Genomic DNA, 15,920 nt, shown 5'->3' with positions numbered 1-15,920 from the left:
GCCGCCTCCATGACGGAGCGGTATCATCCATGCTGGTTTTTCGCGGAAATATCTCACTCAAAGTATTTTTCAAATTACATTGAGCGACATTCTGTCACCCCAACACACCTCGATCCTCCGGCTCCTCCGCGAGCGCTCTCAGCTCGCGGAGACGGTCCTGCGGGCGTTCCTAGGCGATGAAGCGCTCGCCGCAGCGCTCGCCGAACTACCCGCCGATCATGCTCTGAAGCGATACAAAGATGTTTGCGATATGTCCGTTTCCGAGGCACAGCCAGCCTCGGAGGAAGAAGAGGAGTTTCATGGCTGGCCCGTCTACAGCCCTTTCGGCCGCTTGCACTACGGCCAAGGTCTCCGGGACGGCCTCCGGGAAGGCGCGGAGAAGGGCAGGCCCGAGGTCAGGGCGGAGGGCAAGACGGAAGGCAGGGCCGAGGGCCTGGTCGAGGGCAGAGCAGAAGGCAGGATCGAGGGCAGAACGGAAGAGGCCACCAGGCTGGTCCTGCTGGTGATGGCCGCCCGGGGCTTCGCCGTCTCGGACGAGGCGCACACCCGGATCACGTCCTGCACCGATCTCACCCGCCTGGAGGCCTGGGTGATCCGTGCGGCGACCGCCCAGACCGCACACGACCTGCTCCACGAGACGAATGAACAGGACCGCTGACAAAGAACCGCCTACAAGCAGAGAGGGGCCGGCGAGCCGGCGTTCCGGGGAGCGCCGGCCGGGGCGGTGAGGCCGGAAGCGGCCGAAAGTGTCGGTACGGCTGGTTAGGTTCCCCGCCATGGATCACTGGGACGAGGTCAGGAAGCTGATCGAGAGGCGGCACGCCGACCGGCTCGCGGAGAAGCTCAGAACGCTGGACGGCGAGGGCCGCAAGGAGGTCGCCGCCCGGCTGCCGGAGCTACTGAAGGAACTGCGGAGCCGGTTCGACCGCTGGGACGACGGCCTGATCGACTACGGCCCCGCACTGCGGGCGGCGGGCGCCGCGACCATCGGCGGCGCGGCGGCCGTTACGGCTTGGCTGTACCGGCGCGACTTCGCGCCACGATGGGGCGGCGCCGACAACGACGTGGACCTCATCCTGGCGGTGCTCGCCGACCGGCCCGCCGCCTGGCGCGCCGACCTGGCCGAACGGCTCGCGCTGCGCCTGCGCGCCTCCGACGACCGCGGCATGGCGCTCGCCCTGGCCCTGCTCCGCCAGACCGGCGTCGAGCCGCCGTCGCATGACCCGCTGGTGGCCGGCTGGGCGGGCCTCGCCCCTTCGGGCCTGGACGCCGACCCGCTGCTCGACCACCTGCTGCCGCGCCTGTTCGAGGCCCAGGACGTGGGCCGGGTGCTCCAGTGGGAGAAGAACCCGCACGCGGGCTGGCTGGGCGCGCTGACGTCCCTCGCCCATGCGGGCCGGGTGAAGCGCGAGGAGCTGATCGAGGGATGCGTACGCCGCTTCCTGCTCGGCGGTACGGCGATCGACCTGCGGTTCTTCGTCCGCCTGCACGAGGCGCTCGACCCCTCGCCCGCTGAGACGGCGCCCCGGGCCCGTGACTACCTGTGCCTGCTGCCCGCCTCCCCCGGCCCGGTCGCCGAGCTGGCCGTCAGGCGGCTGCGCAACTGCGACGGCCTCGCCGCCGACGATCTCGCCGAGGCGTGGGAGTCGCTGCTGTTCCGTCCCGAGCGCAAGCTGGTGCGCGCCGGGCTGTCATGGCTCGACCGCTCCGTACGGCGCGCGCCCGCGCTGGCCGACGTGGTCGCCACGCCGCTGGCCCGCGCGTTCGGCGCCGACTCCGCCGACCTCCAGGAGAAGGCCGTCGAGCTGGCCCTCGCCCACGCGGGCGGCATGGGTGAGGAGGGCCGCGCCACCGTGGGCGAGGCGATCGGGCTGCTCCCGCCCCGCCTCGGGCACCGGGCCGCCGTGGTGTTCACGGGCGGTGCGGTCGCCGAGGCCGAGCCCGTGTTCACCCCGCCGCCGCTGCCCGCCGCGCCCGAGCGGTCCCTGGCCCTCGAACCTCCGGTCGAGTCCGTCGAGGAGCTCAGCCTGCTGATGTGGCAGGAGAGGCCGTATTCCTGGCAAGTCTGGGAGCGGTCGCTCGCCGGCCTCGTCGCGCTCGCCCACCGCGACCGGGCGGGCGTGGTGGCGGCGCTGCTCCCCAGGCTGCGCGAACGGCTCGCCCGGCCGTGGGCCGACTGGGACTACCAGCGGGAGACCTGGGAGAGCGCCGGCCAGTGGCTCCAGGGCGCCGTCCGCTCCCTGACCGCGACCGCGCCCGCCCCGCACGCCTGGCGGCGCTTCATGCCGAAGGGGAATCTCGCCGCCCCGCACCGGCTTCTGCTGCACCGGGCGGCCGAGGTCCTGCGGGCCGTCGAGGAGGACGCCCTCCCGCCGCTGCTGCTGGCCACGCCCACGCACGACACGGGGCACGTGGCGGCGGCCGAGCTGGTCCGGCGGCTGGAGGTCCTCGAGGCCGCCGGGGCCAAACCACTGGCGGCCGACCTCCAGCAGGCGCTGCTGCGCCTGCCGCGCACCCCGGACCCCGAGGCGGCACGGCGGGCGGCCCGCCTGACGTCCGCGGCGGGCCGGATCCTCGCCGCGTGGACCTGCCCGCGGGTCGGGATAGAGCTGGAGTGGACCTGCGGGAACAACGTCGACGACCACGACTGGCACGACCGGAGCCACTACCACGACGTGCGCCTGGTGCCCACGGCCACCGCCGTGCCCGCCGGCCTGCCGCTGGTCGACCTGGTGCTCGGCGTCCCCAGGCACTGGGCCGGGGACGAGCAGTTCGAGTGGTGGTCCTCGATGCTGCCTTCGCACCGCGAGGTCGCCGCCGCCCACCTCATGCCGTACGCGCTCAGGCGGTCCTGGAACGGCCTCTCCATCGGGCCGGAGCAGATCCGCCATCTCGCGCGGGCCGAAGGGCCGGCCGGGGCGGCGTTCTCGGTGCTGCTCGCCCGCGTCCTGGGCGAACCGGGGACACCCGAGTCGGTCGACGTGCTGCTGGAGGTCGCCGCGCGGGACGAGCTGCCCGCGGCCGAGGTCGGCCGCCAGGCGGGGCTCCTGCTGGCCAGTGGCGAGGTCAGGATGATCGACATGGTCGCCGCGCTCGACGCCGCGGCCAGGCGGGGCGCCCACGCGCACGTGTGGCGGATCACCGCCGCGGCGCTGCCCGTGCTGCTGCCCGCACCGGGCGGGCGTCCGCGCAACGGCCTGGCCGACTTCGTCACGCTCGCCGTCACGACCGCCGAGTGGTGCGGCGCCCGCGGTGAGATCCCCGAGGTGCGCGACATGGCCGCCCGCAAGGGGAACAGCGGACTGCTCCGCGAGATCCGCCGGCTGCACGACCGGCTCACCGACGGCACGCCGGAGACAGCGGACGCCGACGGCACCGGTGACCGTACCGGCATCGGTGCCGGAGCCGGCATCGGCATCGGCATCGGCCAGGAAGGGTGATCATGATGACCAAGCGGAACCGGAACTGGCGCTCCCGGAACGACGAGGCCCACGCCAGGCTGATGGAGATATGCGATCTCACCCGTACCACCGCCGCACCGGGGTGGTCACGGCTGACCGTACGGCATGCCCAGGTCGGCCCGTACGCGCTGACCACCGTCACCCGCGACGGCCGGGAGATCACCGTGGAGGGTACGGCGGAGCCGTTCCAGCGCCTGCGCGAGCTGTCCTACCGGGAGGACGCCGGTACCTGGTTCACCTGCGAGCTGGAGCTCTCCCCCGGTGGCAGGGGCTACACCGGCCGTGTCGACTCCACCGCGCCGCCGTTCGGGGACGTGCCGCCGTCGGCGGCGCTGGCGGAGCTGACCGCCTTCCCCCGCGAGGAGCCGCCCGGCTGGCTGCTGGACGCGCTGCCGACCGCCGTTCCCTTCGGCCTGTCCACCGCGTACGGTGACCGCTACGACCGGTGGTACGCCCATTTCGGTGACCGCCGGCCGCCGGCTCCGCCGCCGATCACCGGGGAGCTGGCCTACCGGCCGGCCACGACCATGACAGCCCGCGCCTACGGGCACGACCAGGACCGCGGCCGGCGCCTGGTCTGTCTGACGGCACAGGCCGACGACCCCGGGGCCGATCACCTTCTGGTGACGTCCCACCGGGAGGGATACTGGGTGGCGCGCCAGGACATGCGCGGCACCCGCGAGGGGGTGCGCTCCATCACGCTGGACGGCACGGTTCTGCGGCTGGAACTGACGCCTGAGGCGGCCGACCGGCTGGAGACCGAGAGCGTCTTCGAGGTCCGTCTCGACCTGCCGCCCGGGACGCTCGGCGAGCTGCGCACCGTCCTGCCCGGCATACTCCGGTCCGTCGACCGGGCGCCGGAACTGATCGGCTTCTGATCCGCGACGGCACCGCCGGCCGAACCTCCGGGTCTGGCTCCCCGTCACCGCCGGGAGGGTGGCGGGGCCGTCGTCCGCACGGTCCCGTCGCCGGCCGCCGTGCCGTTCCGTCGGCGGCCGGCCAGGATGAGCAGGCCGGTGGCGGAGAGCGTGGCGATCATGATGACGATTTGCACACCGTAGGTGATGTCCCGGGTGGGCAGCAGCATGTTGGCGATGTGGGAGCCGGTGTGCACGCCGACCGCCGCCCACAGCGCCCCGGTACGGGCTCGCGCGGCCGCGCAGGCGAAGCCGAGCGCGGCCGCCTGGCCCACGTAGAGCAGTCGCTCGACGGGGGTGTCGGCCGCGCTCTGGGAGATCAGGTGCATCGCGCCGAAGCCGATCGACACCACGGCCAGCACCACCGGCGGGGTCAACCGGCCGGACAGGGTGTCGAACAGGTGCCCCCGCCACAGCAGTTCCTCGGGAAAAGCCTGGCTGAGCAGGGCGAACGCGATCGCCAGCGGCAGGTACGGCAGCCCGGCCGTGACCATCTCCCAGGGCTGCCAGGCGGCGACGCCGACCGCCACCGAAAGGGCGTTCGCCGCGGCCATCCCGGCCATACCCGCCAGTGCGCCCAGCAGCAGGTGCAACGGGGCCCGCCGGGATCCCGTCAGGCCCACGCCCCGCCACGGCTGGCGGCCGAGGCGGCGGATGAGGTGGACCAGCCCGAGCGAGGCCAGCGTGATGCCGATCATGCCGAGGGGCCGGTAGAGGACGTTGTCGCGTTCGAGGAGCAGCGTCACGGGGGCGGTTCCGATGATCACCTGCGCGAGCATGGCGACGGCGGTGATCAGGACGGCCCAGACGGGATGGGTGACTCTCATGAACCGCCACGCTAGGGAGCGGGCCGTCGTGCGGCATCGGCCCGCGGGAGGAACCGACCATGACGTTCGTCATGGATCTTTGGGGGGATCACACCGGCGGCGCGAGAAACTAGGGTCGTGTCGTGCCGCGTCGTCGGATGCCCCGTGTCCCCGGTCCAGTCGCGTGACGCCGGTCCACCGCCGCTGCTGAGCGTCGTGTTCTGGGTGGTGCTCGCCGCCACCGCGCTCACCTACGCCGTGCACGCCGGAACGTCCGGCCTCCCGATCGCGCGGATCGCGGTGTTCGGCGCCAACGTGGCGCTGGTGGGCGCGCTGTGGCTCGTGCTGCCGTGGCGGCGCATCCGGGGATGGCGGGGGCCGGCGGCCGTGGTGTTCCTGGTGGCGACGTTCACGCTGGGGCCGGCCGGCTCCGATGAGATCCACCAGCTGCTCCCGCTCATCTCCATCGCCAACCTGGCGTTCGTCTACGGCATGCGGACGGCCGCCGTGATCGTCGGCTGCCTGTGCTGCGGCCTGTTCCTCTCGGTCGTGAAGGTGTACGGGCGCGGGATCCTGGACGCCGTCGCGCAGACCGTACCCCTCGTCGTGTTCGCCACCTTCGTGCTGGGCATGATGTCGGCCGTACTGGAGGCGCGGCGCAGGCGTGAGGAGGCGCAGCGGCTGCTGGCCCGGATCAGGGAGCTGACGGTCGCCCGGGAACGGGCGCGGATGGGCGCGGAGATGCACGACTCCATCGGCCACCACCTGACGGTGATCAAAATGGGCCTGGAGAACGCGGAACGGTTCCGGCACCGGCGTCCCGACGCCGCCTGGGACGAGGTGAGCCAGGCGAAGGACCTCACGCGCCAGGCGCTGGCCGACGCCCGCCGCTGGGTCCGGGCGTTGCGCCCGCTCGCGCTCGACGGGCACGTCGGCAGCGCGGCGCTGCAACAGCTGGCGGCCTCGTTCGACGGCACGGGGCTCAAGGTCTCCTTCGAGGTCACCGGTGAGGAGGTGCCGATGGAGCCCGATGTGGAACTCGTGCTCTACCGGATGCTGCAGGAGGGTCTGGCCAACGCCGTCCGTCACTCCGGCGCCCGTCAGGTACGGGGCGGCCTGGCCTTCCTCGGTGACCGGGTCGTGCTGACGGTCACCGACGACGGCGGTGGACGCCACCGCGACGCGCACGGCGGGTTCGGCCTGCGCTCGCTCGCCGAACGCGCCCGGGCGGTAGGAGGCACCCTGATCGCGGGCGACCGCCCCGGCGGCGGTTTCGAGATGCGCGCGGAACTGCCCGTCCGCCCGGGAGCCGCGGTGTGAGCGCCGTCAGGGTCCTGCTGGCCGACGACCAGGAGCTCATCCGCCAGGGGCTGCGCAAGATGCTGGAGATCGAGGAGGGCATCGAGGTCGTGGGCGAGGCCGCCGACGGCGAGGAGGCCCTGCGAGCCGCCGGGCGGTGCCGTCCGGACGTGGCGCTGGTGGACGCCCGCATGCCGAGGATGAACGGCGTCGAGCTCATCACCCTGTTGTCGGCCCGGTATCCGGCGGTGGCCTCGGTCGTGCTCAGCACGTTCGACGAGGACGACTACATCTTCGGCGCGTTGCGGGCCGGCGCCGTCGGCTACCTGCTCAAGGACTGCACTCCGGCGGAACTGGTCGACGCCATCCGGCGGGCCGGCCGGGGCGAGACCGTGCTGGCCTCCCCGGTGGCCGCCCGGCTGGTCGCCGAGCTTCGCCGCTCCACCACACCGGCGCTACCCGACCAGGAGAGGCTGTCGGTCAGGGAGGCGCAGGTGGCCCGGCTGATCTCGACCGGGGCCACGAACCGGCAGATCGCCGACCGGCTGCTCATCACCGAGGGCACGGTGAAGAACCACGTCACGAACCTGCTCCGCAAGTACGGCCTCCGCGACCGCACCCGGCTCGCCCTGCACCTGCAACGGGCCAACCGGCCCTCATCGTGACGACCGTCGCCCACCGCCTCCGCACCGACGCGCCTCCTCCCCTGCGCGACGCACCCTCCGATTTTCTGCGAAACACAGTCACGTAAAGTGATGTTCACGTTACATTAAGCGACATGCCATCTCCCGCCCACGACGCTCTCATCGAGCTCTTCCGCGACCACCCCCACCTGGCCGTGGAGGTCCTGCGCGACCTCCTCGGCCACGACCTGCCCGCCACACCCCTGGCCCGCGCCGAGCACTTCGCCTTCAACACCCGCCCCTCCGACGACATCGAGCCCGACCTCGTCATCGTCCTGGGACCACCGCCCAGCCCCGCCCACGTCATCATCGTCGAGATCCAGAAAGACACCTCCAAAGACCCCCGCCAGCTGGCCCGCTACGCCGCCCACGCCTGGCTGATGCTCAAATGCGACGCCACCGTCCTGGTCGTCTGCCCCGACACCCGCACCGCCGCCCACTACGCCCGGCCCATCGACTCCGGGCTGACCGGCTACCGCCCGCAGCCTCGGGTCCTGGGGCCCGGCGCCATCCCGGCCATCACCGACCCCCAGCAGGCCGCCGCCCACCCGGAACTGGCCGCCCTGGCGGTCATGGCCCACGGCCGCGACCGCAAGGTCGTCGAGGCCTTCGCCACCGGACTCGCCGACCTCCCCGGCGAACACGCTCCGCAGTACTATGAATACGCTTACGACATGTCCGCGCCCGAGGTGCGGCGCCTCCTGGAGGAGATCATGAAGTCTGCCACCTGGCCCGTCTACAGCCCCTTCGCCCGCGAGCACTACGGCCGCGGCATGGCCGACGGCGAAGCGAAAGGCAAAGCGGAAGGTAAGGCCGAAGGCAAGGCGGAAGGCAAGGCGGAAGGCAAGGCCGAGGAGGCCGCCAGGCTGGTCCTGCTGGTGCTGAACGCCCGCGGCCTCGACGTGCCCGACGACGTCCGCACCCGGATCGCCTCCTGCGCCGACCTCGACCTCCTGGAGACCTGGGCGGCCCGCGCGGCGACCGCCCGGACCGCGCACGACCTGTTGCACAAAGCCGACGCAGAAGACCACTGACGAAACCGTCCCCGAGCAGAGCGGTGGCGGGCGGGCCGCCGCTCCGGCTCCGACGACAGCGAAGTCTCTCCGGTGCGGAGTGCCATGAAGTCCACGGGCCGAGTCGTCATACGCCACCGGCGCGGTCGCCGAGCCGGTGGCGCTTCATGCTCTGACGGCCCAACCCTTCGGCCGCATGCGACCGGCACGACGGCGTCATCGGCAGTCGGATCGGGCAATTCAACGTCCCACCGGGGCGTCCATTCTGTGGAAAGTTCAAACGTGACCGGGGTACCGACACGCCGGCCGGTCATTCCACGGTGACCGCGTCGCCTGTTTCCTCATACCGCCCCACCGGCATTCTCAGCGGGCGCGGTGGCTTCCGGGAGGGCCCGGAGGACCGATCAGACGTAGTGCAGGTCGTTCAGATTGTTACTGGGGTTGTAGGTGCAGTAGTAGTCGCGCCACCAGTAGTTGTACTCCAGCGCGAACTCGTTCGCGCGGCAAGTTTTGCAGTTGCTGTAGCTGCTAACGTACGTGCTGTTGGGCCGGGCGGACGTGGGATAGTTGCAGCTGTTTCCCAGGGTCGATGCGCTCCCCGAGGCATCGGTCACCGAGGCGGACGCCGGCACCGTCGTGAAAGTGTGGGCGCCGAGCAATGTCACGGCCGCCAGTGCGGAGCCGGTCAGTATCCTGCCGAGTCTGTGTCGCATTTTTCCTCCCAATAGGGGTTCCACTGGAAATCGACGATCCTCATCGACTTGATGAAGACCAGAGTGTCCCAAGCGAATTTCGATCGCAACGCTTTTGGTCCTGCCTGAAAGGGGGCCGCTCCGTTTCCCGCAGCGCGCTCGAGAACCGATCGTGAAGCCGTCCCGCAGGCGGACGGTACGGCAGGTACGCCGACCCTGTCCGTCCTTCCGATCCCACCGGCGAACCGTGGGAGCCGCAGGGTGACCCGCGCGCCCATCTGCGGATGGGGGACGATGCCCGCCGTACGCGACTCCGTCGAGAACGCCTCCATCGCCTGCCGGACCCGTTCCCGCCACCGCGGCCAGACTGTTGACGAAGGCGAGCCGGGCATGGGCAGACCTGCTGCGGGGGCGACCGGAGCCACTGGATCGCACGGCCGCCCCTCGTGAACCACGCCCCATCGAGAACAGCTAGGCCGGGTTCATCGATAAGGACTGGACATGACTCGTCTGCCTCGAATGCGCACGAATCCTTACTCGGACTTGTCCGGATACGGTAATCGAGCCAGAATAAGTTTATCCTTCAACTACTTAGCTGAAGGGTCACCGTACGGATGAGGAGAGGCATGAAGCGCACCATCTCCACTCTCGCCGTCGTCACCGGTGTCCTCGGCGCCACGCTCATCGGCATCGGTCCCGCGTCCGCGGCCGGCTCCGAAGTCGACTGCTCCGCGGGCGGGTACACCCGGGTCCTGAACACCTATGTCCCCACCAACGACCAGCGGGTCGCGGTCGACGGCCGTAGCTACAACATCGCCGGACCGGTGGCGTACACGTACGAGGTCTGCCTCGACATCCCGGACAGCTCGACATTCACGATCGAGGCACGGATCTACCCCGGCGACGGCACCATGAGAGTGTTCACGGACGACCGGCCCGGGGACAAGGTCTTCCGCTACTCACCCGGCGCCAACAGCTTCTGGCAGGTCTACGGCACGATGACCGGACCCGACAGCACCTACGTCTACTACACCTGGTACGAGAAGCAGATCCCGGACTGACATGGAGAGGGCCGGCCGCCTCGCCCGGCGAGGCGGCGACCCCTACCCGCTCAAGCGGCCCAGAAATCTGCCTTGTCCTGGATTCAGCAGGGGCGTGGAAGGCTACGGGATTCTTCGGTCCACGGTCGTTCAGGGCCGTACGGACCCGATGTCGACATCCGCGTCAGCGAGATCGCTCATCATGGCATCCGCCTGTCGAGGCCCGCCTCAGATCAAGGTCTCCGGCCGGAGGACCTCGCCGCGCAAGATCCGATGGATCTCACTCACATCGGCGTTGTGGTTCGTCTGGCGCCGAAGCTCCTTGCGTACGGCGTCGGCCACCACGTCGGACAGGAGCACCTGAGCCAAGGACTTCGGTGACGTCGCGGCACGAGCCCTCCACAGGTCATCGATCAGGCGGCGTTTGAACGCCTCCTTGGTCAGATAGAAGAGCGCGTCCGTCTTGGAAGCCAAGCCGGCGTCACTGAGCAGGTCCACTTCAAGGGCCAGGTCGATGACCACAGGCAGGCCGGCGGTCATGTGATAGGCCTGCCACACCTGTCCGTTGGACAGGATCATCCATTCGACGCCCTCGTTCACGGCATACATCTGCACTTGACGCAGATGCCTGGTGTTGAGCTTCTGGCTGCAGCGCTTCACCTCGATGAAGGCGACCAACTGCTTGTCGATGCGGATGCCGTAGTCAGCGAACTCGCCCTTGACCTGGTATTCCGTGGTGAGGTCTTCATATTTGTCGTATCCGAGTCCTGCACACAGGAAGTCGGTGATGAGAAGTCGCGTGTCCCCTTCGTTGGCATCGCGCCCCACGAGATCGTTGAGTGGCTTGGCGTAACGTCGTATCGCCGCTCGGACACGGTCCCGTGCGTCGCTCTCCCACTTCGGAGCCGTTCGTGCTCCTGCGGTCTTCTTGGCAGGAGGGCTTTCGGCTCCCTTGGATGCCTCAAGGGTGGTGATGGTCTGCTCGTCGCCGACAATCGGCTGTGCTGCCTGCTCGTTCACGGCTTCCACCTGCGGTCTAGTAGGGACAAGGCAGGTTAAGCACTTCCGAGAGATCAACGCATCGGCCAATTTGCAATCGATACAGAAATGACTCTTAACACAAAGGGGTAATTTATAATAAATATCTTAAATGTTACAAATTAAGCAAAAAGCTCACGAGGTTAGATATCTCGACAGCAAGACGCCCGGGCCAGGGCACAGGACCGTCAGGCGTGAACCACAGGAAACAGCGAAACCGCATGGCAGTCCGCTTTCCAGGCCGCACAACGACTCTGACCGCGTACGGCAAGCCCAGGGCAGCCGGTAGCGGGCGGTGCCCGGAGAATGCCTCTGGTGCCCGACGCCGCTGTCACCGTGTTCCCACACTTCGCTGGACGTGATCGGCCACCCACCGGGGGCGCTGTGAAACACCATGAAAACGATCCTGGGCAGCGATCCGTCTGACCAGGCCGACATGATCGGACCGGCGCTGCCGGCTTGACACGGCCCGCACGTCAGGTGATCGTCAGGGCCCGGCCTCCCCCGGGTCGCTCGCGAACCGCCCTTCACAGCAGGGAGACCCATGCCCGTACGGAAAGCCCCCTCGCCTTGCCGGCGGCGGCCGTGCCGCGCGACGCGGGAGGGGACGGCATGAGCGCGGTCTCGGCGCGCGGGCGGGGTCGGTCCGGACGTCTCGTCCGGGTCGTGACGGCCGCCGCGCTCGCACCGGTCACCGCCGCGGCCCTGGCCGCCCCCGCGGTCGCCGTGCCCGCTGCCGCCGCCGGGGGCAGGGGACTGCGGTGGGAGGCGTGCGCCGGGGTGAGCGCTCCGGACCTGCGATGCGCACGGGTCACCGTCCCCCTCGACCACCGCCGCCCGCGCGGCCGTACCATCTCCATCGTCATCTCCCGGCTGCCCGCCACCGACCCGGCGCGACGCCGGGGCGTTCTGCTCACCACCGGCGGCGGACCCGGCGGGCCGGGCGTCCCGCTGCCCGTGAGCCTCGCCCCGGCGTTGTCCGCCGAGGTCCGTGCCCGGTACGACCTGGTCGGGTTCGACATGAGATTCGTCGAGCGCAGCACGCCCATCGGCTGCGGGCAGCCCGAAGAGGAGCCCGGCGGGTTCTGGGTACGCCCCGCAGCCCTCGGACGCTTCCTCGCCGAAGCCGCCGAGGCCCGGCGGTACGCCGAAGACTGCGTACGGGCCTCCGGCTGGGCCCTGCCGTACGCCACCACCGCGAACGCCGCCCGCGACATGGACCTCATCCGCGCGGCCCTCGGCGAGGAGAAGATCTCCTACCTGGGCGGCTCGTACGCGGGACTGCTCGGCACCGTCTACGGCACGCTGTTCCCGCGCCACGTGGACCGGTTCGTACTGGACAGCCCGGTGAACGCCGACACGATCTGGCGGCCCTACGAGATGAGCCGCACCCCCGCGTTCGAGGAGGGAACGGTGGCCCTCGCCGCCTGGGTCGCCGGGCGGCACCCCGAATACGGTCTGGGGGAGACCACCGCGCAGGTGCACGCCACGCTCACCGGGATCCTCGACCGGGCCACCCGAGCGCCCATCGTCATCGGCGGTCACGCCTGGACCGTCGGCGAGCTGGGTGCCCTGCTGGTGGCCGGGATCTACGACGAGCGGGCCTTCGGCGTCGTCGCCGCGGCCTTCGCCGCCGTCGCGGCCGGACGGGAGCCGTCCCTGCCGTTCCCCATCCGCCCTCCGCGGCCCGAGGACGTGCCCGGCGTACCCGCCGGCCACCACACCGCCACCAACCTCGCCTACCGCTGCGCCGACGCCCCCTGGCCGCGCGACCCGCGCGTCTACCTGCGCGACATCGCCTCCCAGCGGGACCGCCACCCGCTGTTCGGCCCGGCCAACGCCAACATCAACCCCTGTGCGTTCTGGCCGCCGGTCAAGGACGAACCGGTGCGGCTCGACGGCAACCGCGCGCCGGCCGCCCTGGTCATCGCGGCCCTGCGGGACGTGGCGGTGCCGCCGGCTGTGAGCAGGGCCGTGGCCGCACGCATCCGCGGGTCACGCCTGGTCACGATCGACGCCCACACCCACGCCCCGTTCCCGCACTACGGGAACGCCTGCCTTAACGCCACGGTCACCCGCTACCTCACCACCGGCGAACTGCCGGCCACCGACACCGCTTGCTGACCCCGCCGCCCGGCGCGCCCACCTCTCATCCTCCCGACGGCGGCCGCAATGTGCCCCCATTGCGGCCTCCGGCCGCTTTGATCTTGTCGAATCGCGGCTTCACCGCAGGCCAGCTTCACCGCAGGTCAGAGGAAGACAGGGCGAACGAGTCGGCCTGTAGGCCGGGTTCTGATTCCGCGCGCCCCTAACCTGCGGATCCTTCAGCGATCTACTCTCTGACCTGCAAGGAAACTGCCGTCCCCTGCCAATCCCCTCCATCGTCTTCTGACGCCGTGTGCCCCCGATGTGCCCTCGGCTCCGCCGTCAGACGTGCGCCTCCCCCTCCCCCACAGCCGCCGGCGTGTGAACCGACTGCCGCCACTCCAGCGCCTCGGGAACGTCCCGATACTCCAGCAGGTGTTGGCCCGCGATCTGCTCCAGCAGGTTCCTGACCTCCGCGGGCGTAGCGCGGAAGAACTCCCGGCGAAGATTGACCTTGTTGACTCGCCGGTCGTTCAGCTCGGCATGCAACCGTCCTTCCAAGCCGACCGCGTCATCGCTGAAGATCAGGGCGTGCGTGTCGAACCTGAACGGCACCGAGGCATCTCCCAGCTCCCGCACCCGGTCCTCGGGTTCCAGACGCCGGGTCATGCCGATCTTCACGACGTCCTCGCCGAACGCGCCGACGTTCGAGATCACATACACGTAGCCGGCCCGGACATTGGCCTCGCGCGCCTCAACGTCACTGACCGCCGCGCCGATCTCCTCCAGCTTCGCCTTGAGCTCCCCTGCTCCGGCCTCATCGCCTTTGGCGATCAGCTTGGCCAGTGCCGACTTGTAGTGGGCCTCCTCCTTGCGGAGCCGGGCCTTCTCCCGTTCGAACTCCCGCCGCGCAGCCTCCTCCTCGCGCTGCCGCTCCCGCTCGGCGCGGGTGCGTTCCTTCTCCTCCTCCTGTTTAGCCAGGTAGTCGGCGGTCAATTCCAACTCATAGACCCGCAGCCGGTGGTAGTCACCGCTGACATGGATGTTCATCGTCTTGCCGAGCTTGACGATCATCTCTACGGCCTTCTCCAGCCGGTCGACCGCCGACTGCAGCTTGTACGGACGCATCGTACGCACGCAGTTGTCGGCCTCGGCGTTGTAAGCGCGCAACATCAGCTTGGAGAAGTCACGGACCATCCGGCGTCCCTCGGCCGCAGACCCGTTGACCTGCCAGTTCGTGGCGCCCAGTACCGCTTGGCCCTCCCTGGCCATCGCCTTGATACGAGCCTTGACCTGTGCCAGCCGATCCTTGTAGGCCACCGCGTCACTCAGCGGATGGCGATAGTCGTAGACTCCGGCCTCCTGCAACAGCACGGTCTCCTCGGTCTGCACGACCCGCTGCTCGATCTCATGTAACCGCCGTGTGGCTTCTGCCATGGCCGCCTGCAGCCGTCCCTGCTCGGCACACAACTCCTCGGTCAGCGCGGAGACGCCCATGGCGTCCATCCCGCCCAGCCTCTCGATCCACGCGCGCAGTTCGGCGTTCTCCGCCTCCAGCTTCTTCTTCCCACCGAACAGCCCTCCGCTGCTTCGTTCCGGCAACACCGGGGCCGGGGTAACAATGGGCTGCGGCGGCAACTGAGGTGCAGGAGCAGGAGGAGGCGGCGCCTGTACGGGCACCCAGAACTGCCAGCCAGGCGGTGCGGGAGGCCATGACGGGTCTGGTTGCCACCTTTGAGGAGGACTCCACCCCACGGGCGGAACCGGCCATCCGGGGGGCGAGTTGAACCGGTACTCCATCGTGGGCGTCCTCCTCGGCTGTATACCCCGCTAAACACATGCCGTAGGAGGACAGCTACCTGGACTGATCGGTTTACAACACCGCCTCATCCCGGAGGTCTCCTGGCGAACGCGTACGGACATGGGCGAGACGTTCGCCAACGCAATCAGGAGACATGAGCTTAACTTTGTTCCGGCAGATCAGCCACGTCGACGATCGCGAGCAGCTCGAACTCGGGCGGATCATCGGCGGGCCAGAATCGAATTAAAACCACCAGATCGTTTCGCGGCCCAATCGTCATCACCGGGAGATTCTGCTGATTTTCGGCCAAGCCTTGGTTCCAGTACCACCTTCGATGCCATGTCCCATCCGTCCCCCCTTTAGGCTCTTGCACAACGGAATCTAGATAAATTATGACTCTTTTCCCCGCTGAAAACCAACAACGTCTTCTAGTGGCGCACGGGCTAGACAGGATGTTCAGTGCCTTGTGGGTCAGCGCTGCGGATGGCCACGAGGTGGCCCAAGCCCTACGCTTCCCGGTCGAGATGATAGAGACATGCGACTTCCGAACCGCTATGAGGTCATACGATCCTGCCGGCTCTGCGCAGCGGGCCTGGATCACGTCGCACGCACCCGGCTGGTCCCATGTCCTTCTCCTCAGTGGCGGGCAGGCGTCGTCCGCACAGGAGCTCAGCCGTCATGGTCGGCGCGTATTTGAAATTTCATACGTCGGCGAAATCGAGGAGCTCGATGAGCCGATCTACACCTACGACGGCGAGTACAGAAGCATCTTTGACGAGACCGAGTACGATGCCTACTGGACAGATCTGCCGAACGACGACACGATGCCGGCGCCAGAACTGCTGGACCAGTTCCTGATAATCATAGGAAGAATCACAGGGCGTTTTCTCGACCAGGACTGGGTTTCGTCGGAAGGGCTGTTGTGCGTCATTCCCTGAGCCGGAGTAACGCCTCGCGCGGGCTGATGCAAGTGAGGTGATCACACTGAGAGGAACCGGTCGGCCGGGGCCGGTCGAATCGCAATACCCTTCCGGTACTACATTCGTAGATTTTGAGGGAGCGGATCTCCTCGTCGGCGGTAGTGG

The 15,920-nt window shown here is 69.2% G+C and carries 13 protein-coding genes; 9 read left to right on the top strand and 4 right to left on the bottom strand.

The window, feature by feature from the left end; all coding sequences use genetic code 11:
* Window positions 1-79: 79 nt before the first annotated feature.
* The 3 genes from AB0D67_RS23440 (at window position 80) to AB0D67_RS23430 (ending at window position 4,339) form a co-directional block, all read left to right on the top strand.
* Window positions 80-658, top strand: coding sequence for a hypothetical protein (locus AB0D67_RS23440; RefSeq protein ID WP_362939439.1), 579 nt, complete (start codon window positions 80-82; stop codon window positions 656-658).
* A 118-nt stretch (window positions 659-776) separates the two neighbouring features.
* Window positions 777-3,440 carry a DUF6493 family protein gene (locus tag AB0D67_RS23435; RefSeq protein ID WP_362939436.1) on the top strand — a complete coding sequence of 888 codons (2,664 nt, stop codon included), beginning with the start codon at window positions 777-779 and terminating at the stop codon, window positions 3,438-3,440.
* Window positions 3,441-3,442: 2 nt separating this feature from the next.
* Window positions 3,443-4,339: a hypothetical protein gene (locus AB0D67_RS23430; RefSeq protein WP_362939433.1), complete on the top strand. Its 897-nt coding sequence runs from the start codon at window positions 3,443-3,445 to the stop codon at window positions 4,337-4,339.
* A gap of 44 nt (window positions 4,340-4,383) precedes the next feature.
* On the opposite strand, the gene AB0D67_RS23425 is transcribed toward AB0D67_RS23430, so the two are convergent.
* Window positions 4,384-5,205, bottom strand: a complete 822-nt coding sequence (locus tag AB0D67_RS23425) for a CPBP family intramembrane glutamic endopeptidase (RefSeq protein ID WP_362939430.1) — start codon at window positions 5,203-5,205, stop codon at window positions 4,384-4,386.
* A gap of 144 nt (window positions 5,206-5,349) precedes the next feature.
* Here AB0D67_RS23425 and AB0D67_RS23420 point away from each other — a divergent pair, with 144 nt between their 5' ends.
* From AB0D67_RS23420 to AB0D67_RS23410, 3 genes are all read left to right on the top strand, one after another.
* Window positions 5,350-6,504: a sensor histidine kinase gene (locus AB0D67_RS23420; RefSeq protein WP_362939427.1), complete on the top strand. Its 1,155-nt coding sequence runs from the start codon at window positions 5,350-5,352 to the stop codon at window positions 6,502-6,504.
* Complete coding sequence (locus AB0D67_RS23415; protein WP_362939424.1) at window positions 6,501-7,148, top strand: response regulator transcription factor; 648 nt, start codon at window positions 6,501-6,503, stop codon at window positions 7,146-7,148. The genes AB0D67_RS23420 and AB0D67_RS23415 overlap by 4 nt, the downstream gene beginning before the upstream one ends.
* 113 nt (window positions 7,149-7,261) lie before the next feature.
* Window positions 7,262-8,200, top strand: coding sequence for a hypothetical protein (locus AB0D67_RS23410; protein ID WP_362939421.1), 939 nt, complete (start codon window positions 7,262-7,264; stop codon window positions 8,198-8,200).
* Between the two features lie 383 nt (window positions 8,201-8,583).
* Here AB0D67_RS23410 and AB0D67_RS23405 read toward each other — a convergent pair whose 3' ends face one another.
* Entirely contained in the window at window positions 8,584-8,892 is a 309-nt protein-coding gene (locus tag AB0D67_RS23405) for a hypothetical protein (protein ID WP_362939418.1), read from the bottom strand.
* A 605-nt stretch (window positions 8,893-9,497) separates the two neighbouring features.
* On the opposite strand from AB0D67_RS23405, the gene AB0D67_RS23400 reads away from it, so the two are divergent.
* Entirely contained in the window at window positions 9,498-9,932 is a 435-nt protein-coding gene (locus AB0D67_RS23400; protein ID WP_362939415.1) for a hypothetical protein, read from the top strand.
* Between the two features lie 207 nt (window positions 9,933-10,139).
* Here the strand turns inward: AB0D67_RS23400 and AB0D67_RS23395 are convergent, their stop codons facing one another.
* Complete coding sequence (locus AB0D67_RS23395; protein ID WP_362939412.1) at window positions 10,140-10,931, bottom strand: hypothetical protein; 792 nt, start codon at window positions 10,929-10,931, stop codon at window positions 10,140-10,142.
* 684 nt (window positions 10,932-11,615) lie between these two features.
* On the opposite strand from AB0D67_RS23395, the gene AB0D67_RS23390 reads away from it, so the two are divergent.
* Window positions 11,616-13,073 (top strand): alpha/beta fold hydrolase, encoded by a 1,458-nt coding sequence (locus AB0D67_RS23390; RefSeq protein ID WP_362939409.1) that lies wholly within the window; start codon window positions 11,616-11,618, stop codon window positions 13,071-13,073.
* Window positions 13,074-13,376: 303 nt separating this feature from the next.
* Here the strand turns inward: AB0D67_RS23390 and AB0D67_RS23385 are convergent, their stop codons facing one another.
* Window positions 13,377-14,639, bottom strand: coding sequence for a DUF4041 domain-containing protein (locus AB0D67_RS23385; RefSeq protein ID WP_362939406.1), 1,263 nt, complete (start codon window positions 14,637-14,639; stop codon window positions 13,377-13,379).
* Window positions 14,640-15,389: 750 nt separating this feature from the next.
* Between AB0D67_RS23385 and AB0D67_RS23380 the strand changes: the two genes are divergently transcribed.
* Window positions 15,390-15,773, top strand: coding sequence for a hypothetical protein (locus AB0D67_RS23380; RefSeq protein ID WP_362939403.1), 384 nt, complete (start codon window positions 15,390-15,392; stop codon window positions 15,771-15,773).
* The last annotated feature ends 147 nt before the right edge of the window (window positions 15,774-15,920 follow it).

The organism is Streptosporangium sp. NPDC048047 (assembly GCF_040653115.1).
GTDB lineage: Bacteria > Actinomycetota > Actinomycetes > Streptosporangiales > Streptosporangiaceae > Streptosporangium.
This window is presented reverse-complemented; position numbering and strand designations above follow the sequence as displayed.